Here is a 19260-nt window from a genome sequence, read left to right as displayed (position 1 = left end):
AACGAATACTCCAGAGAAGGCATTCTATGTGCAGAGAAAAAATCCTGTTGAAAATTTCAAAATATTAACAAGGGATTACAATTAGTTCTCTATTTGATTTTGTAATAACTTCATATCCGTCTTTTGTAATGACAATATCATCTTCAATTCTACAACCGCCCCAGTTAGGTATGTAAATACCTGGTTCAACTGTAACGACCATACCCTCTTCTAAAGTAGCCTTACTTTCTTGGGATAGGCGGAGAGGTTCATGAATTTCTAATCCAAGACCATGACCAGTAGAATGTCCAAAATATTGACCGTATCCATGCTCAGTAATGTAGTTTCTCGTTATATCATCGATACGTTTTGCAGTTTCTCCAGGTTTAATCGCTTCAGTCCCGCGTTTTAATGCTTCTCGTACAATATTGTATATCTTTTTAAATTCTTCTGATGGTTCCCCGATTGCTACAGTACGTGTTATATCGGAACAGTATCCGTCGTAAAGTGCACCGAAATCTAATGTAACGATGTCGCTCCGCTCGATTATTTTATTTGATGCAACGCCATGAGGAAGAGAAGAACGAACACCAGAAGCTACAATAATTTGAAATGATGAAGATGTAGCTCCTTTTTTTCGCATGAAAAATTCTAACTCATCTCGTACATCATTTTCACTTATTCCCGGTTTTAGAAACGTAAGAATGTGGTGAAATGCTTCGTCCGCAATATGAGCTGCAATTTTCATTGTTTCTATTTCAGGCGTGTCTTTAATGATACGAATACTTTCGATAATTTCGCACACTTGAATCATTTCCGTATGTACGTATTTTTGCAAGTTTTTATATTGTTGCAATGTCATGTTGTTTTCTTCAATTCCAAGTTTTTGAATGTTTAATTTCGATACTTGATGTGCAATCTCTTTTTCTAAATTTCCTTTATGCATAACAATTTCAGCATCTTGTATTTGTGATTTTGCTTGATCTACATAGCGGAAATCTGTTATGAAAACAGCTTGATCCGCAGAGATTAAGACGACGCCAGCACTACCTGTAAAGCCTGTTGCATATTGACGATTTTCTTTTTTTGTAATAAGTAACCCGTCAATTCCATACTTATGTAGTTGTTTTTGGATATTAGTTATTCTTATATTCATTTTAATGCCTCCTTTTTATATTTAATAAAGCAAAAATTGTGCCAATATACTTATTGACAATAAAAGAGAAGAGGGAGTTTTGTGTCAAAAAAACTAGACAAATATAAAATGAGGATGTAAAAAATTTATACAGTAATGTAAACTTGCATATTATAATCTTTCAATTCTAATATTATATTTTTTGTATAAATAAATGGTGATAATTGGTATAATAAGAGGTCGTTATGTGTTCTTGTAGATAAAGGTGCGTAACGAATAAATAGGAATAAGGAATGTGAGTATATGAAGAAATTAAGTAAAGTCATGTCATTTTGCTTCGCTGCTAGTATGCTAGTTGTAACAGGGTGTGAAAAAAGTGAAATCAAAGCTCAAGCAAATGAAACGATTGAACAGCTTGATGAAGCGCCGGAAGTGACAGAAAAAGAAGCGAAAAAGATTGTAAGAAAGAGTGTAGATGCAATAGCAAATGCATTTAGTGAGATGGAAAAAGAAAATGGATGGAGTCGAAATAACCCTGGAGATTTGGCGACAGCGAAAAAAGGAGTTAAGGGATTAGTTACAGAAAAATTTGTAGAGAACCAGCTTCCTAATTCGCTTGAAACATTTAATAGATCTAGAGAGACAGATATGTTGCCATTCCCTATTAATATTGAACCAGAAATGAGATTAACGTATACACAGAAAGATAAAAATTTAACGATTGAAACGATTATACCTTCAAATGATATGGGAAATGAAGCAGAGATATGGGAGTTTATTTTCGTTTATAAAGATGGAAAATGGTTAATGGATAAATGGTCATCGCATACACCGAGAGATTTAAAACTTACGAAGGAAGAAGCTAGTGAGTTTCTGAAAATTCGAGGCTTTAAGAATGTCGATTTTGTTAAAGAAGAAAACAGTGGTGACAAAAAATATATTTTTAAAGAAAATACTAGATCAATAGCTGTGGATGCAAAAACATCGGTTATTACATATAATTTAGATGAGCAAAAGCAGGAAAAAGAAGCGAAAGAAAATAGTAGTCAAGAACACGAAAACATTAAGGAAAATAACATGAGTACGCATGCTACTTCTAAAGAAGAGAAGCAGACTAAAAAAGAAACTTCGTCAGCAGTAGGTAAAAGTAAGGTTTTAAATGAGTTAGCGGCTCTAGAAAACCAAGAAAAACATACAAATGTCATGTCAACAAATGACATAGTAAATGAAATAGAAGGAAATTATGAACTGTGGGATAATAAACTAAATGAAATTTACAGTACATTAAAAAATACGATGTCCCCTGATGCATTTCAGTCATTAAAAACGAAACAAATTGCGTGGGTTAAAGAAAAGGAAAGTAAGGTTAAAGCAATTGGTACTGATACAAATAACGGGACGATGAGACGTATAGATGCTTCAGAGGAGAAATACAAGATGACAAAAGAAAGATGTTATGAATTAGTGAATGGGTATATGAACTAGTTGGAACGAATATAAAAATGCGTTGCTTATGAGCAACGCATTTTTATATTTAAGCTTTTAATTTCATTACAGTATCAGCATCCGGTGTAACATATACGGTTTGCTGATTGTCGTACGTAACAAAACCAAGTTTTGCACCACTCGGTTTTTTCACATGGCGTATTTTGGTGAAATCAACAGGTACAGAACTAGACTCTTTTGCTTTACTGTAATAAGCAGCAATTTTGGCAGCTTCTAGTAAAGTTTCTTCAGCAGGTTCTAAAGAACGAATGACAACGTGAGAACCAGGTATGTCTTTCGTATGTAACCAAATTTCATCACGACGGGCAAATTTCGTTGTTAAATAATCATTTTGCTTATTGTTTTTACCGACGAAAATCTCTGTGCCATCACTTGCTACATATTTATCTAATACTGGTTTAGTGGGCTTTTTCTTTCCGTTTTTCGTTTTACGATTGCGCATATAACCTTCTTCAGCTAATTCCTCACGAATTTCTTCAATATCTTTTGAAGAAGCAGCTTCCATTTGTTGAAGTAAGCTATCAAAATAAAGAATTTCTTCCTTTGTTTTTTCGATTTGTTCTTCTACAACAACAACTGAATTTTTCGCTTTTTGGTACTTTTGGAAATAGCGTTGTGCATTTTCAGATGGCGTTTTTAAAGGATCTAATGCGATCTTTACAGTTCCGCCATTTTCATCATAATAGTTAACGACTTCAATATCTTTATCGCCTTTTTTCAAAGCGTACATATTGGCTGTAAGTAGTTCGCCAAATAGTTGATATTTATCTGCTTTTCCAGCATCTTGTAATGTTTTTTCTAGTTTAATGAGTTTTTTCTCATTTTTATTTTTTTCGTTTTGCATAAAGCGCTCTAAATCATGAGCTTGTTGTTTTACACGGTCACGCTCTGCTTTTCCAAAAAAGAAACGGTCTAGCAATTCACTAACAGATGAGAATGTCTTGTCTTCTCCAGCTAAGTGCGCAAGAGGGAAAAGATAAAAGAATTCTTTCCCATTTGAAGTAGTCATTGTTGGTGAATATGTATGAGTTAATAATGGTTTTTGTATGGAGAAAAATGCGTCAGCTAATGCTTTTTCATTTACCATACCTGCTTTTTTCACTACTTCTTTTGCGAATAATGGTGATATTCCGGTAAAGGTTCCGACTAGCTGTTTATCCATGTTTCCAGATAGAAAGTCTAGCGGTCTAATAAATTCATCCTTTGTTTCGATCTGAAGTGGGTTAATTTTATGTTGTGCTGGTGGTGCAATATATTCAGCTCCAGCATATACAGTTCGATGTCGGTTTACTGCTAAGGAAACGTGTTTTAAGCTATCTAAAATATTGTTTGTTTTTGTATCTACTAAAATGATGTTACTATGTCGTCCCATAATTTCAATTACTAATGTTTTTAGCGATTCATCACCAATTTCATTTCTGCTACGAACGGTAATTTGAATAATACGCTCTAAATCAATTTGTTCAATTTTTTCAATAAATCCACCTTCTAAATGCTTACGAAGAAGCATACAGAACATTGGTGGAAGTGCAGGTGAATCATAATTTTGATTTGTTAAGTGTAAACGTGCATATGTCGGATGAGCGGAAAGAATCAGTTTTTGATTTTTTCCGTTTGCTCGAATATGTAATAAAATCTCGTATTTTGAAGGTTGATATATTTTTGAAATTCTTCCCGTGTAAAGAGAATTTGCAATTTCATGTGTAATCGCTCTTGTAAATAATCCATCGAATGCCATAAATGAACACTGCTACTAAAAATATAGACAAATGTATATTCTTAGAGTATTCCTGCTTCTACGTGTCCTGTCTCGCCAATTACTCGCTACTACAGTTTGCTGTAACACTCCACAGGCGTAAATTCCGATGTAGCCCACCGTACATATATACAATCTATTTACGTTAGTATTGTATATTCTTTTGTTTGTAAAAGATTGAAAGCTGCGTTCAAATCTCTATCCATTACATTGCCACATTCACATGTATATAACCGGTCAGATAGCTTTAAATCCTCTTTCTTTTGACCGCAACATGAGCACAACTTTGACGATGGATAAAACCGGTCTACTTGACGTAATTCAATTCCATATTCCTCACATTTCATCAAAAGCCACATTTTAAAAGCATAAAAGGACTGCTTGGCAATTGTTTTAGATAGATGTTTATTCTTCAGCATATCTTTCACATTCAAATCTTCCACTGTAATAAACGTTGGCTTGGTTTTCACCACATTCGTTACAATAGACTTTACATACTCTAGTCGAATATTCGCTAATCGAGCGTGTAGTTTTTGCACTCTAAGAATATTTTTGTTTATATTCGCTCTTTTATTAGTAACAGATTTTTCACCTCTCTTTTTTAGATTTTCATATTTTTGCGCTAAAGAGCGTTGTTCACGTTTTAACCGTTTTTCCATCTTTTTTACTTTTATTGTTTTGTTGATGTTTTCGTGAACGATACCATCGCTACGTGTAGCGAAATCCTTCACCCCTAAATCAATCCCTAGACCTATGTTATTAAGTATTGGTTTTACCCTTACTTCTTCTCTTTCACAAAGTACAGATACAAAATATCTTCCTGCTCTTTGATACACTGTGCCACTTTTTACAGTTGCATTTTTAGGGATATATCCATATTCTTTTAACCTTACCCAACCAATTGTGGGGATTTTTATTCTATGCCTTTCTACTGTCCAATCTGTTTTGTTGTTTTTAGGAAAATAGCACTTCAAATCTTGCTTCTTCTTTTTCTTATATCGTGGGAATTTAGATAAACCCTTAAAAAATCGTTTGAAAGCTTTATCTCCATTCATAATCGCTTGTTTTACAGCTTTACTTGATACTCCTTTTATCCACTGGTCACATTCTTTTGTATAGACATTATTCAACCATTTAGAAAAGTCATACCCACTTAGAAACTTTCCTTCGGCTTCATACAGCTCATTGTTTTTAGAGATATACAGGTTGTAAACATATCTACACACACCAATCGTCTGGTTTATTTGGATTATTTGTTCTTTTGTCGGATGGATTTCTATTAGATATGCTCTTTTCATAAATCTTCATCCTCCGGTATTTTCTTCTTGAATCCCCATATAGTCTTTATAATGTTTATCTGTATAATATCTTCTTCCTTTAGGGTTTCGGTAAGTAGGCAATACACTCTTGTTATCCCATCTCTGCAAAGTTCTTATAGGCATATTGATTATTTCAGTAAATTCTTTTGGTCTATATTTTATATAACTGTATTTAGCTCCTTTCTAACTAAAAGTTAATTATAGCATTTTTTTGGACGAGGCTGAATAAGCTTTCAATAGAGTATGTCTGGAATCAGGAGGTCGATAGCAGGATGAACTGGTATGGAATGCGTGCACATGAAGTGGAAGAAAGAACGAATACAAATGTGAAGGTTGGACTTACAGAGAAAGAAGCAGAAGGGCGAATAAAAAAATTTGGTACAAATGAACTAGATGAAGCGAAAAGGCCTTCTGCACTAATGGTATTTTTGGCGCAATTTAAAGATTTTATGGTGCTTGTTTTGTTTGGTGCAACAATCGTTTCGGCTTTTTTAGGGGAATACATTGATTCTATTGCGATTGTGGCAATTGTTATTATCAATGGTATTCTCGGATTTTTTCAAGAAAGAAAGGCTGAAAAGTCATTGGAAGCTTTAAAAGAGCTAGCCGCCCCGCAAGTAACTGTACTGCGAAATGGAAAGTGGGTAAAGGTACCGTCTAAAGCACTCGTTTTAGGTGATATTATTAAATTTTCTAGTGGCGATCGTGTTGGAGCTGATGTACGTCTTGTTGAGGCGTCGAGTTTATATATTGAAGAATCGGCTTTGACAGGAGAGTCAGTACCCGTGCAGAAGAAAGTAGAAGCATTGCAAGGGCAAGATGTTTCAATTGGTGATCAAAAAAATATGGCTTTTATGGGTACGATGATTACACGAGGGTCTGGAACAGGAGTCGTTGTAGCAACGGGTATGAATACAGCGATGGGACAAATTGCAAATATGTTACAAAATGCAGAGCAGATGGAAACACCACTGCAAAGAAGATTAGAGCAACTCGGAAAAATATTAATTATTGTGGCTCTTGTTTTGACAGCGCTTGTCGTGTTAGCTGGTGTGTATCAAGGGAATGAAGTGTATCATATGTTTTTAGCGGGTGTGTCGCTAGCTGTTGCTGCTATTCCAGAAGGATTGCCAGCAATTGTTACAGTAGCCTTATCACTTGGTGTACAGCGTATGATAAAAAAGAGAGCAATTGTAAGAAAGTTACCAGCAGTAGAAACGTTAGGTTGCGCTTCTGTTATATGCTCTGATAAAACAGGAACGATGACGCAAAACAAAATGATGGTAACACATATGTGGTCAGGTGGAGAGTTGTGGAAAGTGACAGGCCAAGGATATGAACCTAATGGCTCGTTTATGAAAGGTGAAAAAGAAATTAATCCAGCTAAGACGAAATCACTTTATCAACTACTTACATTTGGTTCGTTATGCAATAACGCAAATATTATTCAAAAGAAAAAGGCGTATGTATTAGATGGAGATCCAACTGAGGGAGCGCTTGTAGCTGTAGCAATGAAAGCGGGGATAACGCGTGAGGCGCTGAAAGGGAAATTTGAAATTATCCGTGAATTTCCGTTTGATTCAACTCGAAAAATGATGAGTGTTATTGTACGAGATCGAGAGGGTAAAAAGTTTGTCGTTACGAAGGGAGCACCAGATGTCCTTCTGCAAATGAGTCAAACGATTTTATGGGGGGATAAGCAGCAACCATTAAGTGAGTTGTATAGAAAAGAAGTACAGGCGGCTATTCATAGCTTAGGTAGTCAAGCACTTCGAACAATTGCAGTTGCTTTTAAGCCTTTAAAAGTAACAGACTCAATTGAACATGAAAGAGACGTTGAAAAAGATTTTATGTTAGTTGGAATACAAGGAATGATTGATCCGCCAAGACCAGAAGTAGAGCAGGCAGTAAAAGAGTGCAGAGAAGCTGGTATTCGAACGGTGATGATTACAGGTGATCATAAAGTGACTGCAATGGCGATTGCAGAACAATTAAGCATTTTACCACCAGGTGGACGCGTTGTTGAAGGGGTAGAACTCGCAACTATGGATGTAGAAGAATTAGAAAATGTTGTAGAAGATACGTATGTATTTGCTCGTGTATCACCAGAACATAAATTAAAAATTGTTAAGGCGTTGCAAAATAAAGGACATATAGTGGCGATGACAGGTGATGGAGTAAACGATGCTCCGGCTATAAAAACTGCGGATATTGGGATAGCGATGGGAATTACAGGGACAGATGTTGCAAAAGAAGCTTCTTCTCTCGTATTGCTGGACGATAATTTCGCTACGATAAAATCAGCAATTAAAGAAGGTAGAAATATATACGAGAACATACGTAAGTTTATTCGTTATTTATTAGCATCGAACGTTGGAGAAATTTTGGTCATGTTATTTGCAATGTTACTTGCACTACCGCTGCCGATGGTTCCAATTCAAATTTTATGGGTGAATTTAGTTACTGACGGTTTACCGGCGATGGCGTTAGGTTTGGATAAGGCCGAGGGAGACGTGATGAAGAGAACGCCGCGTCATCCGAAAGAAGGGGTATTTGCTAGAGGGCTTGCCTGGAAAATTATAAGTCGTGGCTTTCTAATTGGGGCAGTGACGCTAGTAGCATTTATTATTGCGTATAATCAACATCCAAATGAACTGAAATATGCACAAACTGTAGCGTTTGCAACATTGGTACTTGCTCAGCTGATTCATGTATTTGATTGCCGAAGTGAGCATTCTGTTTTCCACCGCAATCCGTTTGGAAATGTGTATTTAGTAGGAGCGGTTATCATTTCATTACTACTCATGCTAGTCGTTATATATTATCCACCGTTACAACCGATTTTTAGCACGATGCCAATACAAGCGAGAGATTGGTTGTTAATTGGAGGTTTATCGTCAATTCCGACCTTCTTATTAGTAGGCTCTTTATTAACAGGGAAAAAAGGGAAGAAGGAAAAGCCAATATTATATAAGAAGGGATTAAACTTGAAATAGTCAATGATATGAAAATGTGATATAATTTACAGAAGGTAGTAGAGCCTTGTCTCTATTACCTTTTTCATTGAGTTATTTCATGGCTTGGATGTGATAAAAAATGATTTGTAGTATGACAGGATTTGGAAGGTCGAAAGTAGAGAGTGATACTTTTCAAATTACAGTAGAAATGAAATCGGTGAACCATCGTTTTCTAGAGATGAGTATTCGACTACCGAAGCAAATGATGGTATTTGAAGACAAAATTCGTAAAATAATTGCACAGCAAGTTCGCCGTGGACGTATTGAAGTGTCTATTAGTATAGCGGGTGAAGGGCTTGTTGAAAGAAAATTAAGTGTGAATTGGTCGCTTCTTGAGCAGTACCAATCAATTATGGAAGATATAAAAGGGAAATTTCAATTACAAGATTCTATTACACTCGAGCAATTAATGGCAATGCCAGAAGTAACAGCGATTGAAGAGGTAGAAAACGTAAATGAACAATTTGAGAACAGTTTATATGAGGCTGTTCGCCAAGCTGCTCATATGTTAAAAACGATGAGAGATGGCGAAGGAGAACGATTACATAAAGATATAGCGTATCGCTTACAAGAGATTCACAATTGTGTAAATGCTATTATTCCGCATGCACCAATTGTTACACAAAAATATCGTGAACGATTAGAAAATCGCTTAAAAGAATTACATAATCAAGATCTAGATGAACAAAGATTGCTAACAGAAGTTGCAATCTTTGCTGAGCGTTGTGATATTCACGAAGAGTTAGTTCGTTTGCAAAGTCATTTAGAACAATTCCGTGAAACACTGCAGATTGAAGAGCCTGTTGGAAGGAAAATGGATTTCATCGTGCAAGAGATGCATAGAGAAATTAATACGATTGGTTCTAAGGCAAATGACTTAACAATTTCAAAATATGTTGTAGAAATGAAAAATAACCTTGAAAAAATTCGTGAACAAGTACAAAATATTGAGTAGCTTTCAAAAAATATATAAAGTTATACGTGGTGGAGAAATCGGATAGACTTACTAGGAGGCGCAAACTATGGCCATGCGGTTTTTAAATATTGGATACGGAAATATTGTATCTGCTCATCGAATTATTGCTATTGTAAGTCCGGAGTCAGCTCCTATTAAACGAACAGTACAGGAAGCACGCGAACATAATGCTTTGCTTGATGCTACGTATGGGAGAAAAACAAGGGCGGTTATTGTTATGGATGATGGGCATGTTGTATTAAGTCCAATTCAGCCAGAGACGATTGCACATCGTTTGAATAATAAAGAAGATTTAAGTGAGGAAGGGTAGGTTTTACATATTTATGAGAAGTAGAAGAGGATTGCTCATCGTTCTTTCAGGACCTTCTGGGGTTGGTAAAGGAACGGTTCGAAAAGAGCTGTTTAGTCATGAGGATACACGTTTTCAGTATTCCATTTCAGTAACGACACGTAAGCCGCGTGAAGGTGAAGTGGATGGTGTGGATTATTTCTTTAAAGAGAGAGAAGAATTTGAGGAAATGATTCGTAATGAAAAATTACTTGAGTGGGCTGAGTTCGTAGGTAATTATTACGGAACACCAATTGACTATGTTGAAAAAACATTACAAGAAGGAAAAGATGTATTCTTAGAAATTGAAGTGCAAGGAGCAATTCAAGTTAAGAAAGCTTTCCCAGAAGGTGTATTTATTTTCTTAGCACCTCCAAGTTTATCTGAACTAAAGAACCGAATTGTCGGTCGTGGTACAGAAACTGAAGATGTTATTGAAAATCGTTTAACGGTAGCGAAAGAAGAAATTGATATGATGGACGCTTACGACTACGTTGTAGAAAACGACCAAGTTGAACTAGCTTGTGAAAGAATTAAAGCAATTGTGGTTGGCGAACATTGCCGCCGCGAAAGAGTAGCAAAATATTATAAAGAAATGACGGAGGGTCTATAATTATGTTAAATCCATCAATTGATTCATTATTAACAAAAATCGATTCTAAATATACACTTGTAACAGTGGCTGCAAAACGTGCGCGCGAAATGCAACTTGCTAATAACTGTGTTGTAGAAAAACCAGTTTCTCATAAATGTGTAGGTAAAGCATTAGAAGAAATCGATATTGAAGCGTTAAGCTACGTACCAAGTGAAGATAAAGTAACTGAATAAGACTTTGTCTTCGACAATTTAAAACATAGACTTTATAATTTTCTATGTAACGGTAACAACCTATTTACAAGTAGGTTGTTATTTTTTTACGGTAGGGAAGAAATATTGATACTGATGAGCTGATAATCTTGTTTCAGTATGATAAGTTTGAAAAAGAAAGAGGACGAGCCATATGCTAAAAGGGAAAAAGATACTTTTATGTGTAACAGGAGGCATTGCGGTCTTTAAAGCGGCTGCGTTAACGAGTAAATTGACACAATCTGGTGCTATTGTAAAAGTAATGATGAGTGAGTCGGCAATGAAATTTGTTACACCTCTTACATTCCAAGCGCTTTCTCGCCATGATGTATATACGGATACATTCGATGAGAAAGACTCAGCTGTTATTGCTCATATCGATTTAGCAGATTGGGCAGATGTTGTACTTGTTGCACCTGCTACAGCCAATTGTATTGGAAAGTTAGCTAACGGTATTGCAGATGATATGATTACAACTACTTTGTTAGCTACTACAGCCCCAGTGTGGATTGCACCTGCTATGAATGTGCATATGTATGAAAATAAAATTGTTCAAAAAAATATGATGACGTTAAAAACGTTAGGGTATACATTTATTGAGCCCGGAGAAGGTTTTTTAGCGTGTGGTTATGTAGCGAAAGGAAGATTAGAAGAACCTGAAGCGATTATCGCACGGTTAGAAGAGGCTTTTTCAGAACAAAAACCATTACATGGAAAAAGAATATTAATAACTGCTGGTCCAACGCGTGAAAAGATTGATCCAGTTCGTTTTATGACCAATTTTTCTTCTGGAAAAATGGGATATGCGATTGCGGAAGTGGCAGCGAACTTAGGTGCTGACGTCATACTCGTTTCGGGACCGACAGCATTACATCCACCATTACATGTAACTACGGTGCAAGTGGAATCTGCGCAAGATATGTTAGAGGCGGTTATTCAACATTATGAAGACGTAGATGTTGTTATTAAAACAGCAGCAGTTGCAGATTATCGCCCGAAATACGTTCATGATAATAAAATGAAAAAGAAAAATGGCGATGCTGTAATTGAACTTGAGAGAACAGTAGATATTTTAAAAACGTTAGGTGAGATGAAGGACAAACAGTTACTTATCGGTTTTGCGGCTGAAACGACAAACGTAGAGGAATATGCAACGAAAAAATTACGTGAGAAAAATGCGAATATGATTGTTGCAAACGACGTAAAGGCGCAAGGAGCTGGATTTGGTACAGATACGAACATTGTAACAATGTATAGAAAAGATGGAGAAGTTATAGAGTTGCCACTTTTAACGAAGAAAGAGGTTGCTCGTGAAATATTAAAGCAAATTGAAATGATGTTAGAAGATGATCGTCTATGAAATTTGCAAGTGTAATTGTTGATGTACCTGCACGTCAGACAGATCGACCATTTGATTATATTATCCCTAAAAAATGGGAAGATATTGTCCAGACAGGCATGCGTGTAGTAGTTCCGTTTGGCCCAAGGAAATTGCAAGGTTTTATTATTGGGATTAAAGATTCTGTTGAAGTAGAAAGTAAGAAGTTAAAGACAATCCATGAAATTTTAGATGTAACACCCGTTTTAAATGAAGAGTTGTTAAAGCTAGGGTATTGGCTTACAAGTGAAACGTTATGTTATATGATTTCAGCTTTTCAAGTTATGCTTCCAACGGCGATAAAAGCAACATATAAAAAACGTCTACAGCTTCGCAAACAAGAAGAAGTAGCACCGGAACTACTGTTTTTATTCCAGGACAGAGAAGCGATAGATTGGGAAGCGATTGAGACGCAGCCACATCTATACCGCACGATTCAACAAGAAATTAAACATGGCACGATTGAAGTTGTTTATCAAGTAAAAGATAAAGTACAAAAGAAGAAACAAAGAGTCGTTCAACCGGAGTTGTCAGAAGATAAATTAGAATTAGCAGCATTTGAACTGAAAAGTAAAAAACAACAAGATGTCCTCTATTATTTTGTGGAAAATTATAAAAGTGTACCGTTGAAAGTAATAACAGAAGAGTTACAAATAACAGATGCTCCAATTAAAGCACTTGTTAAAAAGGGACTACTCTCAGAAAAGTATGTGGAAGTGTACCGAAATCCGTATGACGATGACGATTTTGAACAAACGAAACCATTCCCACTTACTGAGGAACAAAAGCAAGTTATTACACCGATTTTATCATCAATTACAAATGAAACTTACAATCCATTTTTACTATATGGTGTTACAGGAAGCGGAAAAACAGAAGTATATTTACAATCTATAGCAGCGGTGCTCGAGAAAGGAAAAGAAGCTATTGTACTTGTTCCTGAAATTGCACTAACGCCTCAGATGGTAGATCGTTTTAAAGGTAGATTTGGCTCACAAGTTGCAGTTCTTCATAGTGCGCTGTCTGTTGGAGAAAAATATGATGAATGGCGTAAGATTTTAAGAAAAGAAGTGAAAGTCGTAGTTGGTGCACGTTCAGCTGTATTTGCTCCTTTTGAAAATTTAGGGATTATTATTATTGATGAGGAACATGAATCGAGCTACAAGCAAGAAGATAATCCGAGGTATCATGCAAGGGATGTAGCTGTGTGGAGAGGACAATATCATAAATGCCCTATCGTTCTTGGTAGTGCAACACCGACGCTTGAATCGTTTGCAAGAGCGAAAAAAGGTGTGTATGAATTACTGACGATGGAAAAACGTATGAACGAACAAGCTTTACCGACAGTAGAGATTGTTGATATGCGTGAAGAACTTCGTGACGGGAATCGCTCCATGTTTTCAAAGGCACTGCATGAAAAAATAGCAGATCGGTTAGAAAAGAAAGAACAAATGGTGCTCTTTTTAAATAGAAGAGGTCATTCTACATTTGTTATGTGCCGTGATTGCGGGTATGTTGTACAATGTCCGCATTGTGATATCTCGCTGACATATCATAAAATGAACCATCGTTTAAAATGCCATTATTGCAGTTACGAAGAAAATATGCCGACTGCGTGTCCTGCTTGTCAAAGTACATACATTCGTTTCTTTGGTACAGGTACGCAAAAGGTAGAAGAAGAAATTACAAAACTATTTCCAGAGGCACGAGTCATTCGAATGGATGTAGATACGACGAGTCGTAAAGGGATGCATGAGAAATTATTAAAGGCGTTCGGGGAAGAAAAAGCAGATATATTACTTGGAACACAAATGATTGCAAAAGGATTAGATTTTCCGAAAGTAACGCTTGTTGGTGTTTTAACTGCTGATACGATGCTTCATTTACCTGATTTCCGGGCGAGTGAAAAGACTTATCAGTTATTGACGCAAGTAAGTGGACGAGCAGGCCGACATGAATTGCCAGGGGAAGTTATCATTCAAACGTATACGCCAGAACATTATAGTATAGAGTTAGCAAAGAACCAACAATATGATGTGTTTTTTGATCAAGAAATGCAAATGAGGCGAACGAGACAATACCCACCTTATTACTATGTTGTACTTGTGACGGTATCTCATCCGGAATTATTAAAGGCAGTACAAGTGACGGAAAAAATTGTCGGTCATTTACGGACGCACTGTTCGCAGCAAACGATGGTGTTAGGACCGGTTGCTTCAGCAATTCCAAGGATAAAAGATAGATATCGTTATCAATGCATGATAAAATACAAACGGGAACCAAACTTAAAGAACGTGCTCAAAATGGTAAATGAACATTATCAAGCAGAAATGCAAAAAGAGCTACAAATCTCAATTGATTTTAATCCAACAATGTTAATGTAGCGGAGGGAAATATGGCAGTTTTAGAAATAGTAAAGCATCCAAATGAAGTGTTAGAAACACCGTGTGAAAGAGTAATTAACTTTGATAAAAAGTTAGTGAAATTGTTGAAAGATATGCATGAAACAATGTTAATTGCGGACGGAGTCGGTTTAGCTGCGCCTCAAGTAGGGGTAAGCTTGCAAGTGGCGGTAGTTGATATCGGTGATGATACTGGGAAAATTGAGTTAATCAATCCATCGATATTAGAAAAACGTGGTGAACAAGTAGGTCCCGAAGGCTGTTTAAGCTTCCCGGGACTTTATGGTGAAGTGGAACGTGCGGATTATATTAAAGTGCGTGCGCAAAATCGCAGAGGTAAAGTATTTTTATTAGAAGCAGAAGGGTTTTTAGCGCGTGCAATTCAACATGAAATCGATCATTTACACGGTGTGTTATTTACATCGAAAGTGACAAGATATTATGAGGAAAACGAATTAGAATAGGTATTAAAAGGAGCGGTTTTTAAATGATAAAAGTAGTATTTATGGGAACACCGGACTTTTCAGTGCCGGTGCTTCGTCGTCTTATTGAAGATGGCTATGATGTAATAGGTGTTGTGACGCAACCAGATCGTCCGGTAGGCAGAAAGAAAGTATTAACACCTACACCTGTTAAAGTGGAAGCAGAAAAACATGGTATTCCAGTGTTACAACCGTTAAGAATTCGTGAAAAAGACGAATATGAAAAAGTATTGGCATTAGAGCCGGATTTAATTGTAACAGCTGCGTTCGGTCAAATTGTACCAAATGAAATTTTAGAAGCACCGAAGTATGGATGTATTAACGTCCACGCTTCTTTACTTCCGGAACTTCGTGGTGGTGCACCAATCCATTATGCAATTATGGAAGGGAAAGAAAAAACAGGTATTACAATTATGTATATGGTAGAAAAATTGGATGCTGGTGATATTTTAACGCAAGTAGAAGTGGAAATTGAAGAGCGTGAAACGACAGGCTCGTTATTTGATAAGTTAAGTGAAGCAGGGGCACATCTTTTATCTAAAACAGTACCTTTACTAATTCAAGGTAAGTTAGAACCAATTAAACAAAGCGAGGAAGAAGTAACGTTTGCATATAATATAAAACGTGAGCAAGAGAAAATTGATTGGACAAAAACAGGTGAAGAAGTATACAATCACATTCGCGGATTGAATCCATGGCCAGTTGCTTATACAACTTTAGCAGGACAAGTTGTTAAAGTATGGTGGGGAGAAAAAGTACCTGTAACGAAATCAGCTGAAGCAGGTACGATTGTTGCAATTGAAGAAGATGGTTTCGTTGTAGCAACTGGTAATGAAACGGGTGTTAAAGTTACAGAATTGCAACCTTCTGGTAAAAAGCGTATGAGTTGTTCGCAATTTTTACGTGGCACAAAACCTGAAATTGGAACGAAGTTAGGAGAAAATGCATGAGACAAAATGTTCGTGAATTAGCTCTTGATGGTTTAATTCAAGTAGAAAAAAGTGGTGCATACAGTAACTTACTTTTAAATAATCTAATTGAAAAAAGTACAATTGATAGAAAAGATATTGGTTTATTAACTGAAATTGTATATGGAACAATTCAACGTCGTGACACATTAGATTATTATTTACAGCCTTTTTTAAAAAAGAAGGTTGAAGCGTGGGTAAGAGTATTGCTTCGCTTATCTTTATATCAAATGATTTATTTAGACCGAGTGCCCGAAAGAGCGGCTATTCATGAAGCAGTTGAGATTGCAAAGCGTCGCGGGCATAAAGGAATTGCTGGTATGGTGAACGGTGTATTACGTTCGATTCAAAGAGAAGGTGTACCTTCTGTAGATGAAATTAAAGATCCAGTAGAACGCTTGGCAATTGCAACAAGTCATCCAGTTTGGCTTGTCCAAGAATGGGCTTCAGAATATGGTTTAGAAACTGCTGAGAAAATGTGTGAAGTGAACATGTTACCGCCTGTACCAACAGCGCGTGTAAATTTTGATAAAATAACAGTAGAAGAAGCAATTACATTATTAGCTAGTGAAGGTATAGAAGCGAAGCGTGGCGATTTATCAGATGATGCAATTCAAATTGAAAAAGGAAATGTAGCGCACACAGATGCGTTTAAAAAAGGTTTTCTTTCTATTCAAGATGAAAGTTCTATGCTGGTAGCACGTGCCTTAGAACCAGATGAGGGAGATGTAGTTCTTGATAGTTGTGCTGCTCCAGGTGGAAAAACAACGCATATTGCAGAGCGATTAAAAGGAACTGGTCAAGTCATGTCCCTTGATTTACATGCGCACAAAGTACGTTTAATTAAACAACAAGCAGAGCGACTTGGTCTAGGAAATGTCGAAACAAAGGCATTAGATGCTAGAAAAGTACAAGAACACTTTGCAAATGAAACGTTTGATAAAATATTAGTAGATGCCCCATGTTCTGGATTTGGTGTAATTAGACGTAAGCCTGATATTAAGTTAGGTAAAGATAAAGGCGATAGTGAAAGATTATCGACGATTCAACTTGCAATACTAGAAAAAATCGCACCGTTATTAAAACAAGGTGGTCGCCTTGTTTATAGTACGTGTACAATTGAGAAAATAGAAAATGAACAAGTAATAGAACGATTTTTACAAGAGCATCCTGAGTTCGAGTGGGATACTACGATAAAAGAGCGTATGCCAGAAAAGCTAAGTCCGTATATTGATGAAGGTCAAGTACAAATTTTACCGCATTATTTTGCAACAGATGGCTTTTATATTGCTTGTTTAAGGAAGAAGGTGTAGCATCGTGGAAACGACTGTGAGAAAACAAAAGAAAAATTTAGAAACGAAAAAACCATCAATTTACTCTTTACAACTTCATGAAATGCAAGATTGGTTAAAGGAGCAAGGAGAACCAAAGTTCCGTGCTGGACAAATTTTTGATTGGTTATATAAAAAACGTGTAAAAAATTATGAGGATATGTCAAACCTTTCTAAAGGATTGCGTGAAAAATTGTCGAATTCCTTTGATATTACTACTTTAAATACGTTAGTAAAACAAACGTCTTCGGATGGAACAATTAAATTCTTATTCCAATTATATGATGGATATTCTATTGAAACGGTATTAATGCGACATGAATATGGAAATTCCATTTGTGTAACAACACAAGTAGGTTGTCGTATTGGGTGTACGTTCTGTGCTTCAACGCTTGGCGGTTTAAAGCGAAACTTAGAAGCTGGAGAAATTGTAGCACAAGTAGTAGAAGTGCAACGTGCACTTGATGAATCAGAAGAACGTGTAAGTTCTCTTGTCGTTATGGGAATTGGAGAACCATTTGATAACTACGATAATTTAATGGGATTCTTACGCATCATTAACCATGAAAAAGGACTTCATATTGGTGCGAGACATATGACAGTTTCGACAAGTGGAATCATCCCGAAAATTTATAAGTTCGCTGAAGAAGATTTACAAATTAATTTTGCGATTTCACTGCATGCTCCAAACTCAGAATTACGTTCAAAATTAATGCCGATTAACCGTGCTTATAAGCTACCAGATTTGATGGAAGCTATTAAATACTATGTAAATAGAACAGGGCGTCGTATTACTTTTGAATATGGACTATTTGGAGGCGAAAATGACCAAGTTGAGCACGCTGAAGAGCTTGCTGCGCTCTTGAAAGGTGTAAAATGTCATGTGAACTTAATTCCGGTAAACTACGTACCTGAACGTGATTATGTACGTACGCCACGTGAACAAATTTTCTTATTTGAAAAAACGTTAAAAGATCGTGGAGTAAATGTAACGATTCGCCGTGAACAAGGTCATGATATTGATGCAGCCTGCGGTCAGTTGCGTGCGAAGGAGCGCAAAGAAGAGACGAGGTGACGAGATGAAAGCCGTGTTTCTATCAGATAAAGGAAAAGTTCGTCAACATAATGAAGATAGTGCAGGAGTTTTTCACAATTTAGATGGAAATATTTTAGCGGTAGTAGCAGATGGAATGGGAGGTCATCGAGCTGGTGATGTAGCTAGCTCGATGACCATTCAATTATTCCATGATTATTGGAAGCAAACGCATAATATGAACGAGCCAAAAAAAGTAGAAGAGTGGTTACATACTAGCGTTGGGATTATTAATGAGCGTATATATGAATACTCTAAGCAACATGTAGAATGTAACGGGATGGGAACAACACTTATAATAGCGATTTGTACACCAAATTTTGTGACGATAGGTCATATAGGAGATAGTCGTTGTTATATGGTATCAGAGGGGGAAATCTCGCTTGTAACGGAAGATCACTCACTTGTCAATGAACTTGTGAGACATGGTGAAATTTCAAAAGAAGACGCAGAATATCACCCGAAAAAGAATGTTTTGTTAAGGGCATTAGGAACAGAAGAGAAAGTCGGATTAGATGTGAAAACATTAGTGCTAGAGGAAGATGATCAGTTACTTCTTTGCTCTGATGGACTATCTAACAAAGTTTCTATTGCTGATATGCAACAAGTTTTACAGTTAAATGAACAGCTAGAAACTAAGGGACAACGTCTCATTCAATTGGCGAATGATCGTGGCGGGGAAGATAATATCACCCTTGTTCTCATTGATTATGCGGGTTCGACAAACGAAAGTAGGTGAAGTGC

General features: G+C 36.4%; 17 protein-coding genes. 13 read left to right on the top strand and 4 right to left on the bottom strand.

The window, feature by feature from the left end:
- Window positions 1-64 precede the first annotated feature (64 nt).
- Window positions 65-1135, bottom strand: coding sequence for a M24 family metallopeptidase (locus tag MR083_RS10085; protein ID WP_001026203.1), 1071 nt, complete (start codon window positions 1133-1135; stop codon window positions 65-67).
- Between the two features lie 282 nt (window positions 1136-1417).
- Between MR083_RS10085 and MR083_RS10080 the strand changes: the two genes are divergently transcribed.
- Window positions 1418-2599 carry a lysozyme inhibitor LprI family protein gene (locus MR083_RS10080; RefSeq protein WP_073530830.1) on the top strand — a complete coding sequence of 394 codons (1182 nt, stop codon included), beginning with the start codon at window positions 1418-1420 and terminating at the stop codon, window positions 2597-2599.
- A 49-nt stretch (window positions 2600-2648) separates the two neighbouring features.
- Here the strand turns inward: MR083_RS10080 and MR083_RS10075 are convergent, their stop codons facing one another.
- The 3 genes from MR083_RS10075 to MR083_RS10065 all read right to left on the bottom strand — a co-directional run bounded on the left by MR083_RS10075 (window position 2649) and on the right by MR083_RS10065 (window position 5857).
- Entirely contained in the window at window positions 2649-4358 is a 1710-nt protein-coding gene (locus tag MR083_RS10075; protein WP_000863251.1) for an Rqc2 family fibronectin-binding protein, read from the bottom strand.
- 158 nt (window positions 4359-4516) lie between these two features.
- Window positions 4517-5674 (bottom strand): RNA-guided endonuclease InsQ/TnpB family protein, encoded by a 1158-nt coding sequence (locus MR083_RS10070; protein WP_000817273.1) that lies wholly within the window; start codon window positions 5672-5674, stop codon window positions 4517-4519.
- A 6-nt stretch (window positions 5675-5680) separates the two neighbouring features.
- Window positions 5681-5857, bottom strand: a complete 177-nt coding sequence (locus MR083_RS10065) for a MerR family transcriptional regulator (protein WP_225990156.1) — start codon at window positions 5855-5857, stop codon at window positions 5681-5683.
- Between the two features lie 110 nt (window positions 5858-5967).
- On the opposite strand from MR083_RS10065, the gene MR083_RS10060 reads away from it, so the two are divergent.
- From MR083_RS10060 to MR083_RS10005, 12 genes are all read left to right on the top strand, one after another.
- On the top strand, window positions 5968-8691 hold the full coding sequence (locus MR083_RS10060; RefSeq protein WP_242269129.1) for a calcium-translocating P-type ATPase, SERCA-type: 2724 nt from the start codon (window positions 5968-5970) through the stop codon (window positions 8689-8691).
- A gap of 100 nt (window positions 8692-8791) precedes the next feature.
- A complete protein-coding gene (locus tag MR083_RS10055) occupies window positions 8792-9667 on the top strand; it encodes a YicC/YloC family endoribonuclease (RefSeq protein WP_000564120.1) in 876 nt (291 codons plus the stop codon).
- A gap of 67 nt (window positions 9668-9734) precedes the next feature.
- Window positions 9735-9998 carry an extracellular matrix/biofilm regulator RemA gene (remA, locus tag MR083_RS10050; RefSeq protein WP_001251456.1) on the top strand — a complete coding sequence of 88 codons (264 nt, stop codon included), beginning with the start codon at window positions 9735-9737 and terminating at the stop codon, window positions 9996-9998.
- 13 nt (window positions 9999-10011) lie between these two features.
- Window positions 10012-10629: a guanylate kinase gene (gmk, locus tag MR083_RS10045; protein ID WP_001257738.1), complete on the top strand. Its 618-nt coding sequence runs from the start codon at window positions 10012-10014 to the stop codon at window positions 10627-10629.
- Window positions 10630-10631: 2 nt separating this feature from the next.
- Complete coding sequence (gene rpoZ / locus MR083_RS10040) at window positions 10632-10844, top strand: DNA-directed RNA polymerase subunit omega (RefSeq protein ID WP_000933969.1); 213 nt, start codon at window positions 10632-10634, stop codon at window positions 10842-10844.
- A gap of 172 nt (window positions 10845-11016) precedes the next feature.
- On the top strand, window positions 11017-12222 hold the full coding sequence (gene coaBC / locus MR083_RS10035) for a bifunctional phosphopantothenoylcysteine decarboxylase/phosphopantothenate--cysteine ligase CoaBC (RefSeq protein ID WP_000911756.1): 1206 nt from the start codon (window positions 11017-11019) through the stop codon (window positions 12220-12222).
- Window positions 12219-14624, top strand: coding sequence for a primosomal protein N' (gene priA, locus MR083_RS10030; protein WP_000666730.1), 2406 nt, complete (start codon window positions 12219-12221; stop codon window positions 14622-14624). The genes coaBC and priA overlap by 4 nt, the downstream gene beginning before the upstream one ends.
- Before the next feature lie 11 nt (window positions 14625-14635).
- Complete coding sequence (gene def / locus MR083_RS10025; protein ID WP_000279468.1) at window positions 14636-15106, top strand: peptide deformylase; 471 nt, start codon at window positions 14636-14638, stop codon at window positions 15104-15106.
- Window positions 15107-15129: 23 nt separating this feature from the next.
- Window positions 15130-16074: a methionyl-tRNA formyltransferase gene (fmt, locus tag MR083_RS10020; RefSeq protein WP_016718311.1), complete on the top strand. Its 945-nt coding sequence runs from the start codon at window positions 15130-15132 to the stop codon at window positions 16072-16074.
- Window positions 16071-17405, top strand: coding sequence for a 16S rRNA (cytosine(967)-C(5))-methyltransferase RsmB (rsmB, locus tag MR083_RS10015; protein WP_242269127.1), 1335 nt, complete (start codon window positions 16071-16073; stop codon window positions 17403-17405). The genes fmt and rsmB overlap by 4 nt, the downstream gene beginning before the upstream one ends.
- A gap of 4 nt (window positions 17406-17409) precedes the next feature.
- On the top strand, window positions 17410-18498 hold the full coding sequence (gene rlmN / locus MR083_RS10010) for a dual-specificity RNA methyltransferase RlmN (RefSeq protein ID WP_000450543.1): 1089 nt from the start codon (window positions 17410-17412) through the stop codon (window positions 18496-18498).
- 4 nt (window positions 18499-18502) lie between these two features.
- Entirely contained in the window at window positions 18503-19255 is a 753-nt protein-coding gene (locus MR083_RS10005) for a Stp1/IreP family PP2C-type Ser/Thr phosphatase (RefSeq protein ID WP_000648696.1), read from the top strand.
- Window positions 19256-19260: the final 5 nt, after the last annotated feature.

This window comes from Bacillus cereus group sp. BfR-BA-01408 (genome assembly GCF_022663305.1).
In the GTDB taxonomy this organism is placed as follows: Bacteria; Bacillota; Bacilli; order Bacillales; family Bacillaceae_G; genus Bacillus_A; species Bacillus_A pacificus.
This window is presented reverse-complemented; position numbering and strand designations above follow the sequence as displayed.

Bases quoted from the DNA above. Each gene is read 5' to 3' on its own strand.
- rsmB (WP_242269127.1), top strand. From the start codon at position 16,071: ATGAGACAAAATGTTCGTGAATTAGCTCTTGATGGTTTAATTCAAGTA.
- MR083_RS10060 (WP_242269129.1), top strand. From the start codon at position 5,968: ATGAACTGGTATGGAATGCGTGCACATGAAGTGGAAGAAAGAACGAAT.
- priA (WP_000666730.1), top strand. From the start codon at position 12,219: ATGAAATTTGCAAGTGTAATTGTTGATGTACCTGCACGTCAGACAGAT.
- rpoZ (WP_000933969.1), top strand. From the start codon at position 10,632: ATGTTAAATCCATCAATTGATTCATTATTAACAAAAATCGATTCTAAA.
- fmt (WP_016718311.1), top strand. From the start codon at position 15,130: ATGATAAAAGTAGTATTTATGGGAACACCGGACTTTTCAGTGCCGGTG.
- MR083_RS10075 (WP_000863251.1), bottom strand. From the start codon at position 4,358: ATGGCATTCGATGGATTATTTACAAGAGCGATTACACATGAAATTGCA.
- MR083_RS10005 (WP_000648696.1), top strand. From the start codon at position 18,503: ATGAAAGCCGTGTTTCTATCAGATAAAGGAAAAGTTCGTCAACATAAT.
- def (WP_000279468.1), top strand. From the start codon at position 14,636: ATGGCAGTTTTAGAAATAGTAAAGCATCCAAATGAAGTGTTAGAAACA.
- remA (WP_001251456.1), top strand. From the start codon at position 9,735: ATGGCCATGCGGTTTTTAAATATTGGATACGGAAATATTGTATCTGCT.
- MR083_RS10055 (WP_000564120.1), top strand. From the start codon at position 8,792: ATGATTTGTAGTATGACAGGATTTGGAAGGTCGAAAGTAGAGAGTGAT.
- gmk (WP_001257738.1), top strand. From the start codon at position 10,012: ATGAGAAGTAGAAGAGGATTGCTCATCGTTCTTTCAGGACCTTCTGGG.
- MR083_RS10080 (WP_073530830.1), top strand. From the start codon at position 1,418: ATGAAGAAATTAAGTAAAGTCATGTCATTTTGCTTCGCTGCTAGTATG.
- MR083_RS10070 (WP_000817273.1), bottom strand. From the start codon at position 5,674: ATGAAAAGAGCATATCTAATAGAAATCCATCCGACAAAAGAACAAATA.
- MR083_RS10085 (WP_001026203.1), bottom strand. From the start codon at position 1,135: ATGAATATAAGAATAACTAATATCCAAAAACAACTACATAAGTATGGA.
- coaBC (WP_000911756.1), top strand. From the start codon at position 11,017: ATGCTAAAAGGGAAAAAGATACTTTTATGTGTAACAGGAGGCATTGCG.